Source organism: Pseudomonas sp. Y24-6, assembly GCF_020295325.1.
GTDB lineage: Bacteria > Pseudomonadota > Gammaproteobacteria > Pseudomonadales > Pseudomonadaceae > Aquipseudomonas > Aquipseudomonas gregormendelii.
Genome location: NZ_JACBXG010000001.1, coordinates 365,669 through 383,808, shown reverse-complemented (window position 1 = coordinate 383,808; position 18,140 = coordinate 365,669). Strand labels below are relative to the sequence as shown.

15 protein-coding genes are annotated in these 18,140 nt (G+C 59.8%); 9 read left to right on the top strand and 6 right to left on the bottom strand.

The genetic code is table 11. From position 1 onward, the window contains the following. Positions 1 to 54: 54 nt before the first annotated feature. Together HYI44_RS01820 and HYI44_RS01815 are read right to left on the bottom strand one after the other, a co-directional pair. Positions 55 to 501, bottom strand: coding sequence for an NUDIX hydrolase (locus HYI44_RS01820; protein WP_122839244.1), 447 nt, complete (start codon positions 499 to 501; stop codon positions 55 to 57). 196 nt (positions 502 to 697) lie between these two features. After that, the gene (locus HYI44_RS01815) at positions 698 to 2,923 is read right to left on the bottom strand and encodes an NADP-dependent isocitrate dehydrogenase (protein ID WP_225568603.1); all 2,226 of its coding nucleotides are present in this window, start codon (positions 2,921 to 2,923) and stop codon (positions 698 to 700) included. Between the two features lie 494 nt (positions 2,924 to 3,417). On the opposite strand from HYI44_RS01815, the gene icd reads away from it, so the two are divergent. Next, the gene (gene icd, locus HYI44_RS01810) at positions 3,418 to 4,674 is read left to right on the top strand and encodes an NADP-dependent isocitrate dehydrogenase (RefSeq protein WP_045062282.1); all 1,257 of its coding nucleotides are present in this window, start codon (positions 3,418 to 3,420) and stop codon (positions 4,672 to 4,674) included. An 81-nt stretch (positions 4,675 to 4,755) separates the two neighbouring features. Here the strand turns inward: icd and cspD are convergent, their stop codons facing one another. Beyond that, positions 4,756 to 5,022 (bottom strand): cold shock domain-containing protein CspD, encoded by a 267-nt coding sequence (cspD, locus tag HYI44_RS01805; protein WP_122839407.1) that lies wholly within the window; start codon positions 5,020 to 5,022, stop codon positions 4,756 to 4,758. 225 nt (positions 5,023 to 5,247) lie between these two features. On the opposite strand from cspD, the gene clpS reads away from it, so the two are divergent. Both clpS and clpA read left to right on the top strand, forming a co-directional pair. Next, positions 5,248 to 5,631, top strand: coding sequence for an ATP-dependent Clp protease adapter ClpS (gene clpS / locus HYI44_RS01800; RefSeq protein ID WP_045062280.1), 384 nt, complete (start codon positions 5,248 to 5,250; stop codon positions 5,629 to 5,631). A gap of 30 nt (positions 5,632 to 5,661) precedes the next feature. Beyond that, positions 5,662 to 7,932, top strand: coding sequence for an ATP-dependent Clp protease ATP-binding subunit ClpA (gene clpA / locus HYI44_RS01795; protein ID WP_045062279.1), 2,271 nt, complete (start codon positions 5,662 to 5,664; stop codon positions 7,930 to 7,932). Positions 7,933 to 8,184: 252 nt separating this feature from the next. On the opposite strand, the gene infA is transcribed toward clpA, so the two are convergent. From infA to aat, 3 genes are all read right to left on the bottom strand, one after another. Continuing rightward, entirely contained in the window at positions 8,185 to 8,403 is a 219-nt protein-coding gene (infA, locus tag HYI44_RS01790) for a translation initiation factor IF-1 (protein WP_002553999.1), read from the bottom strand. Positions 8,404 to 8,514: 111 nt separating this feature from the next. Continuing rightward, on the bottom strand, positions 8,515 to 9,222 hold the full coding sequence (locus HYI44_RS01785; RefSeq protein ID WP_122839241.1) for an arginyltransferase: 708 nt from the start codon (positions 9,220 to 9,222) through the stop codon (positions 8,515 to 8,517). Between the two features lie 56 nt (positions 9,223 to 9,278). Next, positions 9,279 to 9,959, bottom strand: a complete 681-nt coding sequence (aat, locus tag HYI44_RS01780; RefSeq protein WP_122839240.1) for a leucyl/phenylalanyl-tRNA--protein transferase — start codon at positions 9,957 to 9,959, stop codon at positions 9,279 to 9,281. A 469-nt stretch (positions 9,960 to 10,428) separates the two neighbouring features. Between aat and HYI44_RS01775 the strand changes: the two genes are divergently transcribed. The 6 genes from HYI44_RS01775 to cysG all read left to right on the top strand — a co-directional run bounded on the left by HYI44_RS01775 (position 10,429) and on the right by cysG (position 18,080). Continuing rightward, positions 10,429 to 12,837 (top strand): DNA translocase FtsK, encoded by a 2,409-nt coding sequence (locus tag HYI44_RS01775; protein WP_122839239.1) that lies wholly within the window; start codon positions 10,429 to 10,431, stop codon positions 12,835 to 12,837. Between the two features lie 65 nt (positions 12,838 to 12,902). Then, a complete protein-coding gene (gene lolA / locus HYI44_RS01770; protein ID WP_045062272.1) occupies positions 12,903 to 13,526 on the top strand; it encodes an outer membrane lipoprotein chaperone LolA in 624 nt (207 codons plus the stop codon). 166 nt (positions 13,527 to 13,692) lie between these two features. Beyond that, positions 13,693 to 15,015, top strand: coding sequence for a replication-associated recombination protein A (locus HYI44_RS01765; protein WP_225568602.1), 1,323 nt, complete (start codon positions 13,693 to 13,695; stop codon positions 15,013 to 15,015). Further along, entirely contained in the window at positions 15,015 to 15,389 is a 375-nt protein-coding gene (crcB, locus tag HYI44_RS01760) for a fluoride efflux transporter CrcB (RefSeq protein WP_045062268.1), read from the top strand. The genes HYI44_RS01765 and crcB overlap by 1 nt, the downstream gene beginning before the upstream one ends. A 15-nt stretch (positions 15,390 to 15,404) precedes the next feature. Next, entirely contained in the window at positions 15,405 to 16,685 is a 1,281-nt protein-coding gene (gene serS / locus HYI44_RS01755) for a serine--tRNA ligase (protein WP_045062266.1), read from the top strand. After that, complete coding sequence (cysG, locus tag HYI44_RS01750; protein ID WP_122839236.1) at positions 16,686 to 18,080, top strand: siroheme synthase CysG; 1,395 nt, start codon at positions 16,686 to 16,688, stop codon at positions 18,078 to 18,080. Positions 18,081 to 18,140 lie beyond the last annotated feature (60 nt).

Below are 18,140 nucleotides of genomic sequence, written 5' to 3'. Positions count from 1 at the left end.
TTCAATGAGTGTCTTGAAAAAGGACGCGATTCTAGCAGGCCCAAGGCCACAAGGCTAAAGAGAAGGACGGATCAATTCCAGGCCGAAGCGCTGACCGCCCAGATAGTCGTCGATGCAGCGGATGATCAGTTCGCTGCGCCAGTTGTCGCGCTGTCCGATTAATTCCTCGCGGGTCAACCACTTGGCGCCGATGATGCCGTCGTCCAGTTGATACTCGGGGTGGTGTTTCAGCGGCTTGGCGATGAAGCAGACTCGCTGGTAGGTCACGCCATTGCTCGGGGCGGTGTACAGATAAATGCCCAATACCCCTGTGGGCTCGACGTCCCAGCCGGTTTCCTCGAGGGTTTCACGGATGGCAGCTTCGGTCAGGGTTTCATTCGGGTCCAGGTGACCGGCGGGCTGGTTGAGTACCGCTCGTCCGCCTTTGAGTTCTTCGACCATCAGGAAACGACCGTTGTCTTCGACGATAGTGGCGACGGTGATGTGGGGTTTCCAGTCCATAAAATGCCCTCAATGGTGAACATTGAAATCCGATCCCTGTGGGAGCTGGCTTGCCAGCGATAGCGGTGGGTCAGGCACCATCAATGTTGAATGATAGGGCCCCATCGCTGGCAAGCCAGCTCCCACAGGGCTTCGCGTTTTCTTCAAAAGCAAAAACCCCGGCACAAGGCCGGGGCTTCTTTGCAGCCTTACAACCTTACACCAGCGCAGCAATCGCCGCGTTGAAGGTGTTGCTCGGGCGCATTGCCTTGCTGATCAGCTGGGCATCAGCGTGGTAGTAACCACCGATGTCCACTGGCTGACCCTGTACGGCGTTGAGCTCGGCAACGATGGTTGCCTCGTTCTCGGTCAGGGTCTGGGCCAGCTGGCCGAATTGCGCCTGCAGTGCCGCATCTTCAGTCTGGGCCGCCAGGGCTTGTGCCCAGTACAGCGCCAGGTAGAAGTGGCTGCCGCGGTTGTCGATGTTGCCGACTTTGCGCGATGGCGACTTGTTGTTATCGAGGAACTGGCCAGTGGCCTGATCCAGGGTCTTGGCCAGCACCAGGGCTTTCGGGTTGTTGTAAGTAACACCCAAATGCTCCAGGGAAGCGGCCAGGGCCAGGAACTCGCCCAGGGAATCCCAGCGCAGGAAGTTCTCTTCCAGCAACTGCTGAACGTGCTTCGGTGCCGAACCGCCAGCGCCGGTTTCGAACAGGCCGCCGCCATTCATCAGCGGTACGATCGACAGCATCTTGGCGCTGGTGCCCAGTTCCATGATCGGGAACAGGTCGGTCAGGTAGTCGCGCAGTACGTTACCGGTCACCGAGATGGTGTCCTTGCCTGCACGGGTACGCTCAAGGGTGAACTTCATGGCGTCGACTGGCGCCATGATCTGGATGTCCAGGCCGGACGTGTCGTGATCCTTCAGGTAAGCCTGAACTTTCTCGATCACCACGCCATCGTGGGCGCGCATCGGGTCCAGCCAGAAGATCGCTGGCGTGCTGCTGGCGCGGGCACGGTTGACGGCCAGTTTGACCCAGTCCTGGATCGGTGCGTCTTTGGTCTGGCACATGCGGAAGATGTCGCCGGCTTCAACCGCTTGCTCCAGCAGCAGGCTGCCTTTGCTGTCGGTAACGCGAACCACGCCGCTGGTCTTGATCTGGAAAGTCTTGTCGTGCGAGCCGTACTCTTCGGCTTTTTTAGCCATCAGGCCCACGTTTGGCACGCTGCCCATGGTGGTCGGATCGAAGGCACCGTTTACCTTGCAGTCTTCGATGACGGCCTGGTAGATGGTCGCGTAGCAACGATCCGGAATCACTGCCTTGGTGTCGTGCAACTGGCCATCAGTGCCCCACATCTTGCCGGAGTCACGGATCATCGCCGGCATCGAGGCGTCAACGATGACGTCGCTCGGCACGTGCAGGTTGGTGATGCCTTTGTCGGAGTTGACCATCGCCAGCGACGGACGAACGGCGTAGACCGCCTGGATGTCCGCTTCGATCGCAGCTTGCTGATCGCTAGGCAAAGCCTTTATGCGAGCGTACAGGTCACCGATGCCGTTGTTCAGGTTGAAGCCGATCTGTGCCAGCACGTCGGCGTGCTTGGCCAGTGCGTCTTTATAGAACTCGGCAACGATCTGGCCGAACATGATCGGGTCGGAGACCTTCATCATGGTGGCTTTGAGGTGAACCGACAGCAGCACGCCTTTGGCTTTGGCGTCTTCGATCTCGGCAGCAATGAAGCTGCGCAGGGCGTTCTTGCTCATCACCGCGCAATCGAGGATCTCACCGGCTTGTACGGTGGTTTTTTCCTTCAGGACGGTGGTGGTGCCGTCTTGAGCGATCAATTCGATTTTGACGGCGTCAGCGGCGTCGATCAGGGCAGCTTTTTCGCTGCCGTAGAAATCACCGGTGCTCATGTGGGCTACGTGGGACTTGGAGTCCGCAGCCCAGGCGCCCATTTTGTGCGGGTGCTTGCGCGCGTAGTTCTTGACTGACAGCGGTGCACGACGATCGGAGTTGCCTTCGCGCAGAACCGGGTTCACGGCGCTGCCCTTGATCTTGTCGTAACGCGACTTGGCGAGCTTGTCGGCGTCGCTGGTCACGGTTTCCGGGTAGTCCGGTAGTGCGAAGCCCTGGGCTTGCAGCTCTTTGATCGCGGCTTGCAGTTGCGGAACGGAAGCACTGATGTTCGGCAGCTTGATGATGTTGGCTTCAGGCGTAACGGCCAGGTCGCCCAGTTCGGCGAGGTGGTCGGCTACGGCTTTGTCACCCAATTGCTCGGGGAAGCTGGCCAGAATGCGCCCTGCAAGAGAGATATCGCGGGTTTCCACGGCGATATCAGCGGAGGCAGTGAAAGCCTCTACGATAGGCAACAGTGAATAGGTGGCGAGGGCGGGAGCTTCGTCGGTGAAGGTATAGATGATCTTCGAGCGGGTGGGCATATTCGGATTAACTCTCTCTTCTTTGCTAAAGCGTGCGCAGAAACTCGAGGGGCGCCGGGTAAGCGCGTTCGTTCAAAGTCGTCCATGAGCCGAATGTCGAGGTTTGTGCGCGGTGATGTTGGGTGCATCAGTCGAGCGGCAAGCGGGTGGACTGCTGTAGCGGTCCTGCTTTTTCGGGCCGAAGCTCTCGCAATAGAGGGGTCGGCCGTCGTGACTCTGTGGTCAGCGGGCGGCATTATACATAGGTAGCTGGCAATCTGCCGATGGTTCATACACAACGTGTGTCGTCCATTGGTCTAAAGGTCGCAGGGGAGTGGGGGGCGTAGAGTCTTGCACCGTGCTTGAGTTTGGCGCTTTTCCCTTTGCATTCAGGCTTGTAGAACCCCAGCCGCACAGCTTTGCGGCAGATGGGTGGAACATGGGGTTTGCGTGCTGAATTAACTGGGGTACGCTCGAACCAAGCCAGATGTTCAATCCAAACAATGGAGTTCAGCATGGGATACAAGAAGATTCAGGTTCCGGCAGTCGGCGACAAAATCACCGTCAACGCGGACCATTCTCTCAATGTTCCTAACAACCCGATCATCCCCTTCATCGAAGGCGATGGTATCGGCGTTGATATCAGCCCGGTCATGATCAAGGTTGTCGATGCTGCTGTTAAGAAGGCTTACGGCGGCGATCGCAAAATTTCCTGGATGGAAGTCTACGCCGGGGAGAAAGCGACTCAGGTTTACGATCAGGACACCTGGCTACCTCAGGAAACCCTGGACGCAGTCAAGGATTACGTGGTTTCCATCAAGGGCCCCCTGACCACGCCGGTCGGCGGCGGCATCCGTTCGCTGAACGTGGCCCTGCGCCAGCAGCTGGACCTGTATGTGTGTCTGCGCCCGGTGCGCTGGTTCGAAGGCGTGCCTAGCCCGGTCAAGAAGCCAGGCGACGTCGACATGACGATCTTCCGCGAGAACTCCGAGGACATCTACGCCGGTATCGAGTGGAAAGCCGGTTCGCCGGAAGCGACCAAGGTCATCAAGTTCCTGAAAGAGGAAATGGGTGTCACCAAGATCCGTTTCGACGAAAACTGCGGTATCGGCATCAAGCCAGTCTCGCTGCAGGGCACCAAGCGCCTGGCGCGCAAGGCGCTGCAGTACGTGGTCGACAACGATCGCGACTCGCTGACCATCGTGCACAAAGGCAACATCATGAAGTTCACCGAAGGTGCCTTCAAGGAATGGGCCTACGAAGTGGCGGCTGAAGAGTTCGGCGCGACCCTGCTCGACGGCGGCCCATGGATGCAGTTCAAGAACCCGAAAACCGGCAAGAACGTCATCGTCAAGGATGCCATCGCCGACGCCATGCTCCAGCAGATCCTGCTGCGCCCGGCGGAATACGATGTGATTGCGACCCTGAACCTGAACGGTGACTACCTCTCCGACGCCCTGGCGGCCGAAGTGGGCGGCATCGGTATTGCGCCGGGTGCCAACCTGTCCGACACCATTGCCATGTTCGAAGCCACCCACGGTACTGCGCCTAAATACGCCGGCAAGGACCAGGTCAACCCGGGTTCGCTGATCCTTTCTGCAGAGATGATGCTGCGCCACATGGGCTGGACTGAAGCGGCCGACTTGATCATCAAGGGCACCAATGGCGCGATTTCCGCCAAGACCGTGACCTATGACTTCGAGCGTCTGATGGACGGCGCCACGCTGTTGTCGTCCTCGGCGTTCGGCGATGCGCTGATTTCGCACATGTAAGAAGCAACTCGTAACGAAAAACCGCCCTGCTCAAATCTTGAGTTGGGCGGTTTTTTTATAACAGAAGGTTGGGCGCAAAAATCATGCAATAACGGTTTGTTGCTCGCTGGCTGCGACGACTTTCGCGATATCCTGAGGCGCGCCGATGCTCACGGCGTGCAGGCCCTTGGGGCCCTGGATAATCTCGAACACCACAGCCTGGCCGGCCTTCAGGGTCTTGTACCCCTCCATCTGGATGGCCGAATAGTGGGCGAACAGGTCTTCGCTCTTGCCGTCTTCATTGATGAAGCCGTATCCCTTGGCGTTGTTGAACCATTTCACCTTGCCACTGACCTTGACACCTGACATACCCATATCCCTCTGCAACTGACTCCATCACTGGAGTATCATCCAGATAATCCGCAGTCGAATCTCATAAATAAGATTGACTCCGCGGACCTTTTTTACCCACTGTGGGCTCTATTGGTTGTAACACCGTTTTGCCGATAGTCAAGGTGACCGGGCAGTCGCAGTTGAAATCGTCCATAGCCGCCCCCACCACTGTATTCGCACAACTGACGAACCTTTCTTTCCATGCATGCAATCAGCCAGATTCGACTAACATTCAATCAGGATCATCCGGTTCTCCAGCAAGACAGTCCGGGGACCCACGACGACGATTCCGCAGGCATTGCTGTTCAGGAGGCAAAGCCTGCTTTACAGGCGCCACCGATGTACAAGGTGGTTTTGTTCAATGATGACTACACACCGATGGATTTCGTCGTCGAAGTGCTCGAGGTGTTTTTTAACCTGAATCGGGAGCTGGCGACCAAGGTCATGTTGGCCGTCCATACAGAAGGACGGGCAGTATGTGGAGTGTTTACCCGCGACATCGCCGAGACCAAGGCCATGCAGGTCAACCAGTACGCCAGGGAAAGCCAGCATCCGCTACTCTGTGAAATCGAGAAGGACGGTTAATCGCCGACCACTTGGGTATGAGGTGAAGCTATGTTAAACCGCGAGCTCGAAGTCACCCTCAATCTTGCCTTCAAGGAGGCTCGTTCGAAACGTCATGAATTCATGACCGTCGAACACCTCCTGCTGGCCCTATTGGATAATGAGGCTGCCGCCACCGTATTGCGTGCGTGCGGCGCCAACCTCGACAAACTCAAACATGACCTGCAGGAGTTTATTGACTCCACCACGCCACTGATCCCCGTGCATGACGAGGATCGTGAGACCCAGCCAACCCTGGGCTTCCAGCGTGTGCTGCAGCGCGCCGTGTTTCACGTACAGAGCTCGGGCAAACGCGAAGTGACCGGTGCCAACGTGCTGGTCGCCATCTTCAGTGAGCAAGAGAGTCAGGCAGTGTTCCTGCTGAAACAGCAGAGCGTTGCGCGCATCGATGTCGTCAACTATATCGCCCACGGCATCTCCAAGGTGCCCGGGCATGGCGATCACTCTGAAGGTGAGCAAGATATGCAGGACGACGAGGGCGGCGAGTCTTCTTCTTCTGGCAATCCCCTGGATGCTTATGCCAGCAACCTCAACGAACTGGCACGCCAGGGTCGTATTGACCCGCTGGTAGGCCGCGAAATGGAAGTCGAGCGTGTCGCGCAGATCCTGGCGCGTCGTCGCAAGAACAATCCGCTGCTGGTGGGCGAGGCAGGCGTGGGTAAAACCGCGATTGCCGAAGGCCTGGCCAAGCGTATTGTCGACAACCAGGTGCCTGATCTGCTGGCCAACAGCGTGGTGTATTCGCTCGATCTGGGCGCACTGCTGGCCGGGACCAAATATCGCGGTGATTTCGAGAAGCGCTTCAAGGCGTTGCTCAATGAGTTGAAAAAGCGTCCGCAGGCAATCCTGTTCATCGACGAAATCCACACCATCATTGGTGCGGGTGCCGCGTCCGGTGGCGTCATGGATGCCTCGAACCTGCTCAAACCGCTGCTGTCTTCCGGTGATATCCGCTGCATCGGTTCGACCACGTTCCAGGAGTTCCGCGGGATCTTCGAGAAGGACCGTGCCTTGGCCCGGCGCTTCCAGAAAGTCGATGTGTCGGAGCCTTCGGTGGAAGACACCATCGGTATCCTGCGCGGCTTGAAGGGGCGTTTCGAAGCGCACCACAGTATCGAGTACAGCGATGAGGCCCTGCGTGCGGCTGCCGAACTGGCATCGCGCTACATCAATGACCGGCACATGCCGGACAAGGCCATCGACGTGATTGACGAGGCGGGTGCCTACCAGCGCTTGCAGCCGGTCGAGAAGCGTGTGAAACGCATCGAAGTGCCTCAGGTCGAGGACATCGTGGCGAAGATCGCGCGGATTCCGCCAAAGCACGTCACCAGCTCCGACAAAGAGCTGCTGCGTAACCTTGAGCGTGACCTCAAGCTGACGGTGTTTGGCCAGGACGCTGCAATCGACTCGCTGTCGACTGCGATCAAGCTGTCCCGCGCCGGCCTCAAGTCGCCTGACAAGCCAGTCGGTTCGTTCCTGTTCGCAGGCCCGACCGGTGTTGGTAAAACCGAAGCGGCGCGTCAGCTGGCCAAGGCGCTGGGTATCGAGCTGGTTCGCTTCGACATGTCCGAGTACATGGAGCGCCACACCGTATCGCGTCTGATCGGTGCACCTCCAGGCTATGTCGGGTTCGATCAGGGCGGCCTGCTGACCGAAGCCATCACCAAGCAGCCACACTGCGTGCTGTTGCTCGATGAGATCGAGAAGGCGCATCCGGAAGTCTTCAACCTGCTGTTGCAGGTGATGGACCACGGTACGCTCACCGATAATAACGGGCGCAAAGCGGACTTCCGTAACGTGATCGTCATCATGACGACCAACGCCGGTGCCGAAACCGCAGCGCGCGCTTCGATCGGTTTCACTCATCAGGACCACTCTTCCGATGCGATGGAAGTGATCAAGAAGAGCTTCACGCCAGAGTTCCGCAACCGCCTGGACACCATCATCCAGTTTGGTCGCCTCAGTCATGAGGTCATCAAGAGCGTGGTGGACAAGTTCCTTACCGAGCTTCAGGCGCAGTTGGAAGACAAGCGCGTGCAGCTGGAAGTGACCGACGCCGCACGCAGCTGGCTGGCGGCAGGTGGCTACGACTCGGCAATGGGCGCTCGACCAATGGCACGCCTGATCCAGGACAAGATCAAGCGTCCGCTGGCGGAAGAGATCCTGTTTGGCGAACTGGCCGACCATGGTGGTGTGGTTCACATCGATTTGAAGGACGGCGAGCTGACCTTCGAGTTCGAAACCACGGCAGAAATGGCCTGACGTTAACCGCAACAAAGCAAAAGGCGCCGAAAGGCGCCTTTTTGCTGTCTGCCATTTGTACCCCGTCCCCCTGTGGGAGCGAGCTTGCTCGCGATGGCGTCAGCACATTCAACATTGATGCAAGCTGACCCACCGCCATCGCGAGCAAGCTCGCTCCCACAGGGGATCTGTGCAGGCTCCAAAAAATTTGGTCGTCGAATTGCAGACAAACAAAAACGCCCGGTGTAAGCCGGGCGTCTTGTATTGACCTGATTAGCGAGCGCGGTAAGTAATGCGCCCTTTGCTCAAGTCATAGGGCGTCAGCTCGACGCGCACTTTGTCACCGGTAAGAATACGGATGTAGTTCTTGCGCATCTTGCCGGAAATATGCGCGGTTACGACGTGCCCATTTTCCAACTCCACACGAAACATGGTGTTGGGCAGGGTGTCGACGACAGTGCCTTCCATTTCGAAGCTGTCTTCTTTCGACATGCAGTAAAGCCCTCGGTGTCCAATGAATGGCCCGGTGCAACTGCGCCAGGCAAAAGCGGCGTGCATTGTGCCCGAAAAATGGTGTTTACGCCAAGGGGTTTAGGGATTGCTCTAACTTAGAAGAACCCAGCGCTGGTTGATCAGCAGTTCGATGGGCCGATATTGCGTCTTGTAACTCATCTTTTTGCAGTTCTTGATCCAGTAGCCCAGGTACACCGCATCCAGCCCCAGGCGCCGGGCCTCGGCGATTTGCCACAGGATGGCGTACCGGCCCAGGCTGCGGCGTTCTTCGGCGGGTTCGTAGAAGGTATAGACCGCCGACAGGCCATTGGGCAGCAAGTCCGTCACGGCCACAGCCAGCAGCCGGCCGTCGCGGCGGAATTCATAGAAGCGCGAAAATGGCAGGTCGCGCACCAGGAAGGTGGAAAACTGATCGCGGCTGGGCGGGTACATGTCGCCATCGGCATGCCGCTGTTCGATGTAGCGCTGGTACAGGTCGAAGTATTCTTCGCTGAACTGTGGTTTGGCCGGGCGCACCTGCAGATCGAGGTTGCGCCTGAAAATGCGTTTCTGCTGGCGATTGGGTGCGAACTGCGCGACGGGGATACGCGCGGGTACGCAGGCATTGCAGTTCTGGCAATGCGGCCGGTACAGGTGATCACCACTGCGACGAAAACCCATTTCAGACAGATCTGCGTAGACATGCACATCCATGGGCTGGCTAGGGTCGAGGAACAGGGTGGTGGCCTGCTCTTCGGGCAGATAACTGCAAGAGTGGGGTTGAGTGGCATAGAACTTCAAACGCGCCAACTCGGTCATGATCAACCCTCGGGGATAAACTTTAAATAAGTGTAAGCCAAGCGCGCGAAAGTCGCTCAGCAAACCCAGCTGGCGCGGCTGGGTTGATCCAGGTGCAGGGCCAGGTAGCGGGCGAATTCGCTACGGGGAATCGCCCGGGCGCCGAGGCTGTGCAAATGGTCGGTGGGCATCTGGCAGTCGATCAGTATGAACCCCGAGTCTTTCAGATGTCGCACCAGTGTGGCAAAGCCAAATTTGGAGGCATTGTCGGCGCGGCTGAACATCGACTCGCCGAAAAACAGCTGCCCCATCGCCAGACCATAGAGGCCGCCCACCAGCTCGCCCTGGTCCCACACCTCCACCGAGTGGGCGAAGCCACGCTTGTGCAGTTCAAGGTAGGCGTCCTGCATCGCGGCGGTGATCCAGGTGCCGTCGGCATAATCACGCGGGGCCGCGCAAGCCTGGATGACTGCAGCGAAATCCTGGTCGAAGGTCACCTCATAGCGCTGTTGCCGAAGCAATTTGCCCAGGCTGCGCGAGACATGCAATTCGTCGGGAAACAGCACCGTGCGAGGATCGGGCGACCACCAGAGAATCGGCTGGCCTTCGGAGAACCACGGGAAGCACCCATGGCGGTAGGCCTGGATCAGGCGGTCGGCCGACAAGTCGCCGCCCGCAGCCAGGAGGCCGTTGGGATCGCGCATCGCTCGTTCCAGCGGCGGAAAGGTCAGTGAGTTGCGTTGTAACCAGGTCAGCATGGCATCCAGGCTTGCAGAAGGGGAGGGCGGTATCGAGCCGGTTGGCCCGTGATCAAGTTTGCCGTCAAACGCTGGAAATGTCGTCGATGTATTTTTCTGCGGTTGTGCCGTCGTGTAACCGCTCCTGCAACAGAGGCGCGGCGCTGCAACTTGGCGTTGTGAATGTGGTCGTAGATGAATCCCTCATAAGCCTTTGTCACGAAAGACAATGCATGCTCAAATTGGACCGCAGGTCGCACGCCCTTGGCTATGCTTGAAACTGAAGTTGCCAGCATGGCATCGGCCGTACAAACCCGTACAATGCGGGGCTGTTACACATTTTTGAGTTTGCGCCGTGTTTATGAAATGCGCGATGCAGTGGTAAAAAGTAGTTCCGGTTGCGCCTGTCAACTTTTTTGCCTGCCCGGATTGGGCAGTTTTATAGTCATTCAACAGATGGACGCGCCCCTGGCGCAGGAAAAGTAGCGTTTTGAAGAAATCCACCGCAGCACCAAAAACAGTCGTCGTTCCGCTCTGGCGGCAACAATTGCACTACCGACTCAAGGAAGGTGCATTGATCGCCATCGGTGCCTTGTGCCTGTTCCTGATGATGGCCTTGCTGACCTACGGCAAGGACGATCCGGGCTGGAGCCACAACAGCAAGATCGACGACGTACAGAATTTCGGCGGTCCTGCCGGCTCCTACAGCGCCGATATCCTGTTCATGGTGCTGGGTTACTTCGCCTACATCTTTCCGCTGCTGCTGGCGGTCAAGGCCTACCAGATCTTCCGCCAACGCCACCAGCCGTGGGAATGGAGCGGCTGGCTGTTCTCCTGGCGCCTGATCGGCCTGGTGTTCCTGGTGCTGTCAGGTGCGGCCCTGGCCCATATCCACTTCCACGCAGCCACCGGTCTGCCGGCAGGCGCGGGTGGCGCGCTGGGCGAGAGCCTTGGCGACCTGGCCCGCAATGCGCTGAATATCCAGGGCAGCACCTTGCTGTTCATCGCCTTGTTCCTGTTCGGCCTGACGGTGTTCACCGACCTGTCGTGGTTCAAGGTGATGGACGTCACCGGCAAGATCACCCTCGACCTGTTCGAACTGTTCCAGGGCGCCGCCAATCGCTGGTGGGCCGCTCGGGTGGAACGCAAGCAACTGGTCGCGCAATTGCGTGAAGTCGATGACCGCGTGCACGACGTGGTGGCGCCTACCGTTACCGACAAGCGCGAGCAGGCCAAGGTCAAGGAACGCCTGATCGAGCGCGAGCAGGCCTTGAGCAAGCACATGTCGGACCGCGAGAAGCAGGTACCGCCGGTAATCGCCCCTGCGCCACCGAAGCCGGCTGCACCCAGCAAGCGAGTGGAAAAAGAGAAGCAGGCGCCGTTGTTCGTCGACAGCGCGGTGGAAGGTACTTTGCCGCCCATCTCGATCCTCGACCCGGCGGAAAAGAAACAGCTCAATTATTCGCCCGAGTCCCTGGCTGCGGTTGGCCACCTGCTGGAAATCAAGCTCAAGGAATTCGGCGTTGAAGTGTCGGTGGATTCCATTCACCCGGGACCGGTCATTACCCGTTACGAAATCCAGCCGGCGGCCGGCGTCAAGGTCAGCCGCATCTCCAACCTGGCGAAGGACCTTGCCCGCTCCCTGGCGGTCACCAGCGTCCGGGTCGTGGAAGTGATTCCGGGCAAGACCACTGTGGGTATCGAGATTCCGAACGAGGACCGCCAGATCGTGCGCTTCTCCGAAGTGCTCTCGACCCCGGAATACGACAACTTCAAGTCGCCGGTGACCCTGGCCCTGGGCCACGACATCGGTGGCAAGCCGGTCATCACCGACCTGGCGAAAATGCCGCACTTGCTGGTGGCCGGTACCACCGGTTCGGGTAAGTCCGTGGGCGTGAACGCGATGATCCTGTCGATCCTGTTCAAGTCCGGCCCGGAAGACGCCAAGCTGATCATGATCGACCCGAAGATGCTGGAATTGTCGATCTACGAAGGCATTCCGCACCTGCTGTGCCCGGTGGTGACCGATATGAAAGACGCCGCCAACGCCCTGCGCTGGAGCGTGGCGGAGATGGAGCGTCGGTACAAGCTGATGGCGAAGATGGGCGTGCGTAACCTGTCGGGCTTCAACGCCAAGGTCAAGGAAGCCCAGGACGCGGGCGAGCCGTTGACCGATCCGCTGTACAAGCGCGAAAGCATTCACGATGAAGCGCCGCTGTTGACCAAGCTGCCGACTATCGTCGTGGTGGTCGACGAATTTGCCGACATGATGATGATCGTCGGCAAGAAGGTTGAAGAGCTGATCGCCCGTATCGCCCAGAAAGCCCGTGCTGCGGGCATCCACCTGATCCTCGCGACCCAGCGGCCTTCGGTGGATGTCATCACCGGTCTGATCAAGGCCAACATTCCGACACGCATGGCGTTCCAGGTGTCGAGCAAGATCGACTCGCGGACCATCATCGACCAGGGTGGCGCCGAGCAACTGTTGGGCCACGGTGACATGTTGTACATGCCGCCCGGCACCAGCCTGCCGATCCGGGTCCACGGTGCGTTCGTATCCGATGACGAGGTTCACCGTGTGGTCGAAGCCTGGAAACTGCGCGGTGCACCGGAATACAACGATGAGATCCTCGCCGGTGTCGAAGAGGCAGGTAGCGGTTTTGAAAGCGGCGGTGGTGGCGGTGATGACGATGCCGAAACCGATGCGCTGTATGACGAAGCAGTGCAATTCGTGCTGGAAAGCCGTCGCGCGTCCATTTCTGCGGTCCAGCGCAAGCTGAAGATCGGCTACAACCGCGCCGCGCGCATGATCGAAGCCATGGAAATGGCCGGGGTCGTGACGTCAATGAACACCAACGGTTCCCGCGAAGTCCTGGCACCTGGCCCGGTTCGCGACTGATCTGATTTTGCAAGGGCGGCGCCTCGCGCGCCGCCCGCACTCCCACGAATATCAAGAGGACTCCCATGCGTCTTATCCGCATGCTGTTGCTGCCGGTACTGGCTTTGACCACGCTTTCGGCCCACGCCGATGACAAGGACGTGGCGCGCCTGACCCAACTCCTGGAAAAATCCCAGACCCTGAGCGCACGCTTCTCCCAGCTGACCCTGGATGGCGGCGGCACCCAGTTGCAGGAAACCGCAGGGCAGATGTCGCTGCAACGCCCTGGCTTGTTCTACTGGCACACCGATGCGCCGCAGGAACAGCTGATGGTGTCCGACGGCAAGAAGGTCTCGCTGTGGGACCCGGACCTGGAGCAGGTCACCATCAAGAACCTCGACCAGCGCCTGACCCAGACCCCGGCGCTGCTGCTGTCCGGTGACGTGTCCAAGATCAGCCAGAGCTTCGACATCAGCGCCAAGGAAGCCGGTGGCGTGATCGACTTCACCTTGAAGCCGAAAACCAAGGACACCCTGTTCGACAGCCTGCGCCTGTCGTTCCGTAATGGCCTGGTCAATGACATGCAACTGATCGACAGCGTCGGCCAGCGCACCAATATCCTGTTCACCGGGGTGAAAGCCAACGAGCCGATCCCGGCGTCCAGGTTCAAGTTCGACATCCCCAAGGGCGCGGACGTCATCCAAGAGTAAGACGCAGTACCTGTGGGAGCGGGCTTGCCCGCGATGGCGTCGGGTCAGAAAACCATGATCTTGAATGTAATGTCGTCATCGCGGGCAAGCCCGCTCCCACAGGGACCGCAGCGTTCAAATAATTGAGTGATCGGCATCAGGACCCAGTGAGGTTTCATAAGCAGTGATGGACCTGTTCAGCAGCGCCCCGATAGCTCAACCCCTGGCCGCCCGCCTGCGTGCGGCCAATCTGGATGAGTACGTCGGCCAGGAACACCTGCTGGCCCGCGGCAAGCCCCTGCGCGAAGCCCTCGAGCAGGGTGCGCTGCATTCGATGATCTTCTGGGGCCCGCCGGGAGTGGGCAAGACCACCCTGGCGCGACTCCTGGCTGAAGTCTCGGACGCGCATTTCGAAACGGTCTCGGCGGTACTGGCCGGGGTGAAGGAAATCCGCCAGGCGGTGGAAATCGCCAAGCAGCAGGCCGGGCAGTACGGCAAACGCACCATTCTGTTCGTCGATGAAGTGCACCGCTTCAACAAGTCCCAGCAGGATGCGTTTCTGCCCTACGTTGAAGACGGCACCCTGATTTTCATCGGCGCGACCACCGAAAACCCCTCGTTCGAACTCAACAACGCCTTGCTCTCCCGGGCCCGCGTCTACGTGCTCAAAAGTCTCGACGAAGCGGCCCTGCGCAAGCTGGTGCAGCGCGCCCTGACCGAAGAGCGCGGCCTGGGCAAACGGCAGCTGACCCTCAGCGATGAAGGCTTCCAGATGCTGCTGACCGCCGCCGATGGCGATGGCCGGCGCCTGCTCAATCTGCTGGAAAACGCCTCGGACCTCGCCGAAGACCACTGCGAAATCGGCGTCGACCTGCTGCAGAGCCTGCTCGGCGATACCCGCCGGCGTTTCGACAAGGGGGGCGAGGCGTTTTACGACCAGATCTCCGCGCTGCATAAGTCGGTGCGCGGCTCCAATCCCGATGGGGCGCTGTACTGGTTCGCGCGAATGATCGACGGCGGTTGCGACCCCCTTTACCTGGCCCGGCGCGTGGTGCGCATGGCCAGCGAAGATATTGGCAATGCCGACCCCCGCGCCCTGAGCCTGTGCCTGGCGGCGTGGGAAGTGCAGGAGCGCCTGGGCAGCCCGGAAGGCGAGCTGGCCGTGGCGCAGGCCATCACCTATCTGGCCTGCGCGCCGAAGAGCAATGCGGTGTACATGGGCTTCAAGGCCGCCATGCGCAGTGCTACCGAACATGGCTCCCTCGAAGTGCCGCTGCACTTGCGCAACGCACCCACCAAGCTGATGAAACAGCTGGGCTATGGCGACGAGTACCGTTATGCCCACGATGAGCCGGACGCTTACGCGGCCGGCGAAGATTATTTTCCTGAAGAACTCGAGCCGCAACCGTTCTATCAACCCGTGCCTCGGGGCCTGGAGTTGAAGATCGGCGAGAAGCTCAACCACCTTGCCCAACTTGATCGTCTGAGCCCCAGGCAGCGGAGAAAATAGTGATTCCACTGGTTATCGCCGTTTCGATCGGCGGCGTCGCCGGCACGCTGTTACGCTTCGCCACCGGCAATTGGGTCAACGCAAATTGGCCGCGGCACTTCTATACCGCTACGCTGGCCGTTAATATCGTGGGCTGTCTGCTGATCGGCGTGTTGTACGGCCTGTTTCTGATACGCCCGGAAGTGCCGATAGAGGTGCGCGCCGGGTTGATGGTTGGCTTCCTTGGGGGGCTGACGACTTTTTCTTCTTTTTCACTGGATACGGTGCGCCTGCTGGAAAGCGGGCAAGTCCTGCTAGCCTTGGGCTATGCGGCCATCAGCGTATTCGGCGGGCTGCTCGCCACCTGGGCCGGCCTGTCCCTGACCAAACTTTGATAACGAGAGACCGACATGCTCGATTCCAAACTGTTACGTAGCAACCTTCAGGACGTAGCGGACCGCCTGGCATCCCGTGGCTACACCCTGGATGTTGCGCGCATCGAAGCGCTGGAAGAACAGCGCAAGACCGTCCAGACCCGCACCGAAGCACTGCAGGCTGAACGTAATGCGCGTTCCAAGTCCATCGGTCAGGCCAAGCAGCGCGGCGAAGACATCGCGCCGCTGATGGCGGACGTCGAGCGCATGGGCAACGAACTGGGCGCCGGCAAAGTCGAGCTGGACGCCATTCAGACCGAGCTGGACTCGATCCTGCTTGGTATTCCGAACCTGCCGCACGAGTCCGTGCCGGTCGGCAAGGATGAAGACGACAACGTCGAAGTGCGCCGCTGGGGTACGCCGACCGCTTTCGATTTCCCGGTTCAGGACCACGTGGCCCTGGGCGAAAAATTCGGCTGGCTGGATTTCGAAACCGCCGCCAAGCTGTCCGGTGCACGCTTTGCCCTGTTGCGCGGGCCGATCGCTCGTCTGCACCGTGCCCTGGCGCAATTCATGATCAACCTGCACACCAGCGAGCATGGCTATGAAGAGGCGTACACGCCTTACCTGGTCCAGGCGCCGGCGCTGCAAGGCACCGGCCAGTTGCCGAAGTTCGAGGAAGACCTGTTCAAGATCGCTCGTGAAGGCGAAGCCGATCTGTACCTGATCCCGACGGCCGAAGTGTCGCTGACCAACATTGTGGCCGGCGAAATCGTCGACTCTAAACTGCTGCCCATCAAGTTCGTCGCCCACACGCCATGCTTCCGCAGTGAAGCTGGCGCGTCGGGTCGTGACACCCGTGGCATGATCCGCCAGCACCAGTTCGACAAGGTCGAGATGGTCCAGATCGTCGAGCCATCGACTTCGATGCAAGCCCTGGAAGGCCTGACCGCCAACGCCGAGAAAGTCCTGCAACTGCTGGAGCTGCCTTACCGCACCCTGGCGCTGTGCACGGGCGACATGGGCTTCAGCGCGGTCAAGACCTACGACCTTGAAGTGTGGATTCCGAGCCAGGACAAGTACCGCGAGATTTCGTCGTGCTCCAACTGTGGCGATTTCCAGGCCCGGCGCATGCAGGCGCGTTTCCGCAACCCGGAAACCGGCAAGCCTGAGCTGGTTCACACCCTCAACGGTTCTGGCCTCGCGGTCGGTCGTACCCTGGTCGCCGTGCTGGAAAACTACCAGCAGGCCGACGGTTCGATCCGCGTACCGCAGGTGCTGAAGCCGTACATGGGTGGCCTCGAGGTCATCGGCTAAATGGACTATCTGCCGCTGTTTCACAACCTTCGCGGCAGTCGTGTGTTGGTCGTCGGTGGGGGGGAGATTGCCTTGCGCAAATCCCGCCTGCTGGCCGAAGCCGGTGCCCTGCTGCGAGTGGTTGCACCTGAAATCGAACCGCAGTTGCGTGAGCTGGTGGCTGGCAGCGGGGGCGAGTGCGTGCTACGCGGTTACGTCGAGTCGGATTTGCACGGTTGCGGGCTGATCATTGCCGCCACCGACGACGAACCGTTGAACGCACAAGTCTCCGCCGATGCCCATCGGCGCTGTGTGCCGGTCAATGTGGTGGATGCACCTGCGCTGTGCAGCGTGATCTTCCCGGCGATCGTCGACCGTTCGCCGTTGATCATCGCGGTCTCCAGCGGCGGTGATGCACCGGTGCTGGCGCGCTTGATCCGCGCCAAACTGGAAACCTGGATTCCCTCCACTTACGGTCAGTTGGCCGGTCTGGCGGCGCGTTTTCGCAGCCAGGTCAAAGGGCTGTTCCCGGACGTGCAGCAACGCCGGGCGTTCTGGGAGGATGTGTTCCAGGGGCCCATCGCCGATCGGCAACTGGCCGGGCAGGGCAGCGAGGCCGAGCGCCTGCTGCAGGCTAAAATCGACGGTGAAGCCACGGTGGCGACCGGCGAGGTGTATCTGGTGGGCGCAGGCCCGGGTGATCCGGACCTGCTGACGTTTCGTGCACTGCGCCTGATGCAGCAAGCCGACGTGGTGCTGTATGACCGCCTGGTGGCGCCGGCGATTCTCGACTTGTGCCGTCGCGATGCCGAGCGGATCTATGTTGGCAAGCGTCGGGCCGATCATGCGGTGCCCCAGGATCAGATCAACCAGCAGTTGGTAGATCTGGCCAAACAGGGCAAGCGCGTGGTGCGGTTGAAGGGCGGTGATCCGTTCATCTTCGGCCGGGGCGGCGAGGAGATCGAGGAACTGGCAGCCCATGGCATTCCGTTCCAGGTGGTGCCCGGCATCACTGCTGCCAGTGGCTGCGCCGCTTACGCTGGCATCCCGCTGACGCACCGCGATTACGCGCAGTCCGTACGCTTTGTCACCGGTCACCTCAAGGATGGCTCCACCGACCTGCCGTGGGCCGACCTCGTCGCGCCGGCGCAGACGCTGGTGTTCTATATGGGGCTGGTGGGCTTGCCGATCATCTGCGAAGAACTGATCAGGCATGGCCGTGCGGCAGATACCCCGGCGGCGTTGATCCAGCAAGGGACCACGGTCAATCAACGGGTGTTCACCGGGACCCTGGCCGATCTTCCACGGCTGGTGGCGGAGCATGAAGTCCATGCCCCGACCCTGGTGATTGTTGGGGAAGTGGTGCAACTGCGCGAGAAACTGGCGTGGTTTGAAGGGGCTCAGGCGCAGGTCTGAATCTGCAATTGCGCAGTCTGGGTGAAAAAGATCGCAGCCTTCGTCAGCGCCTACAGGATT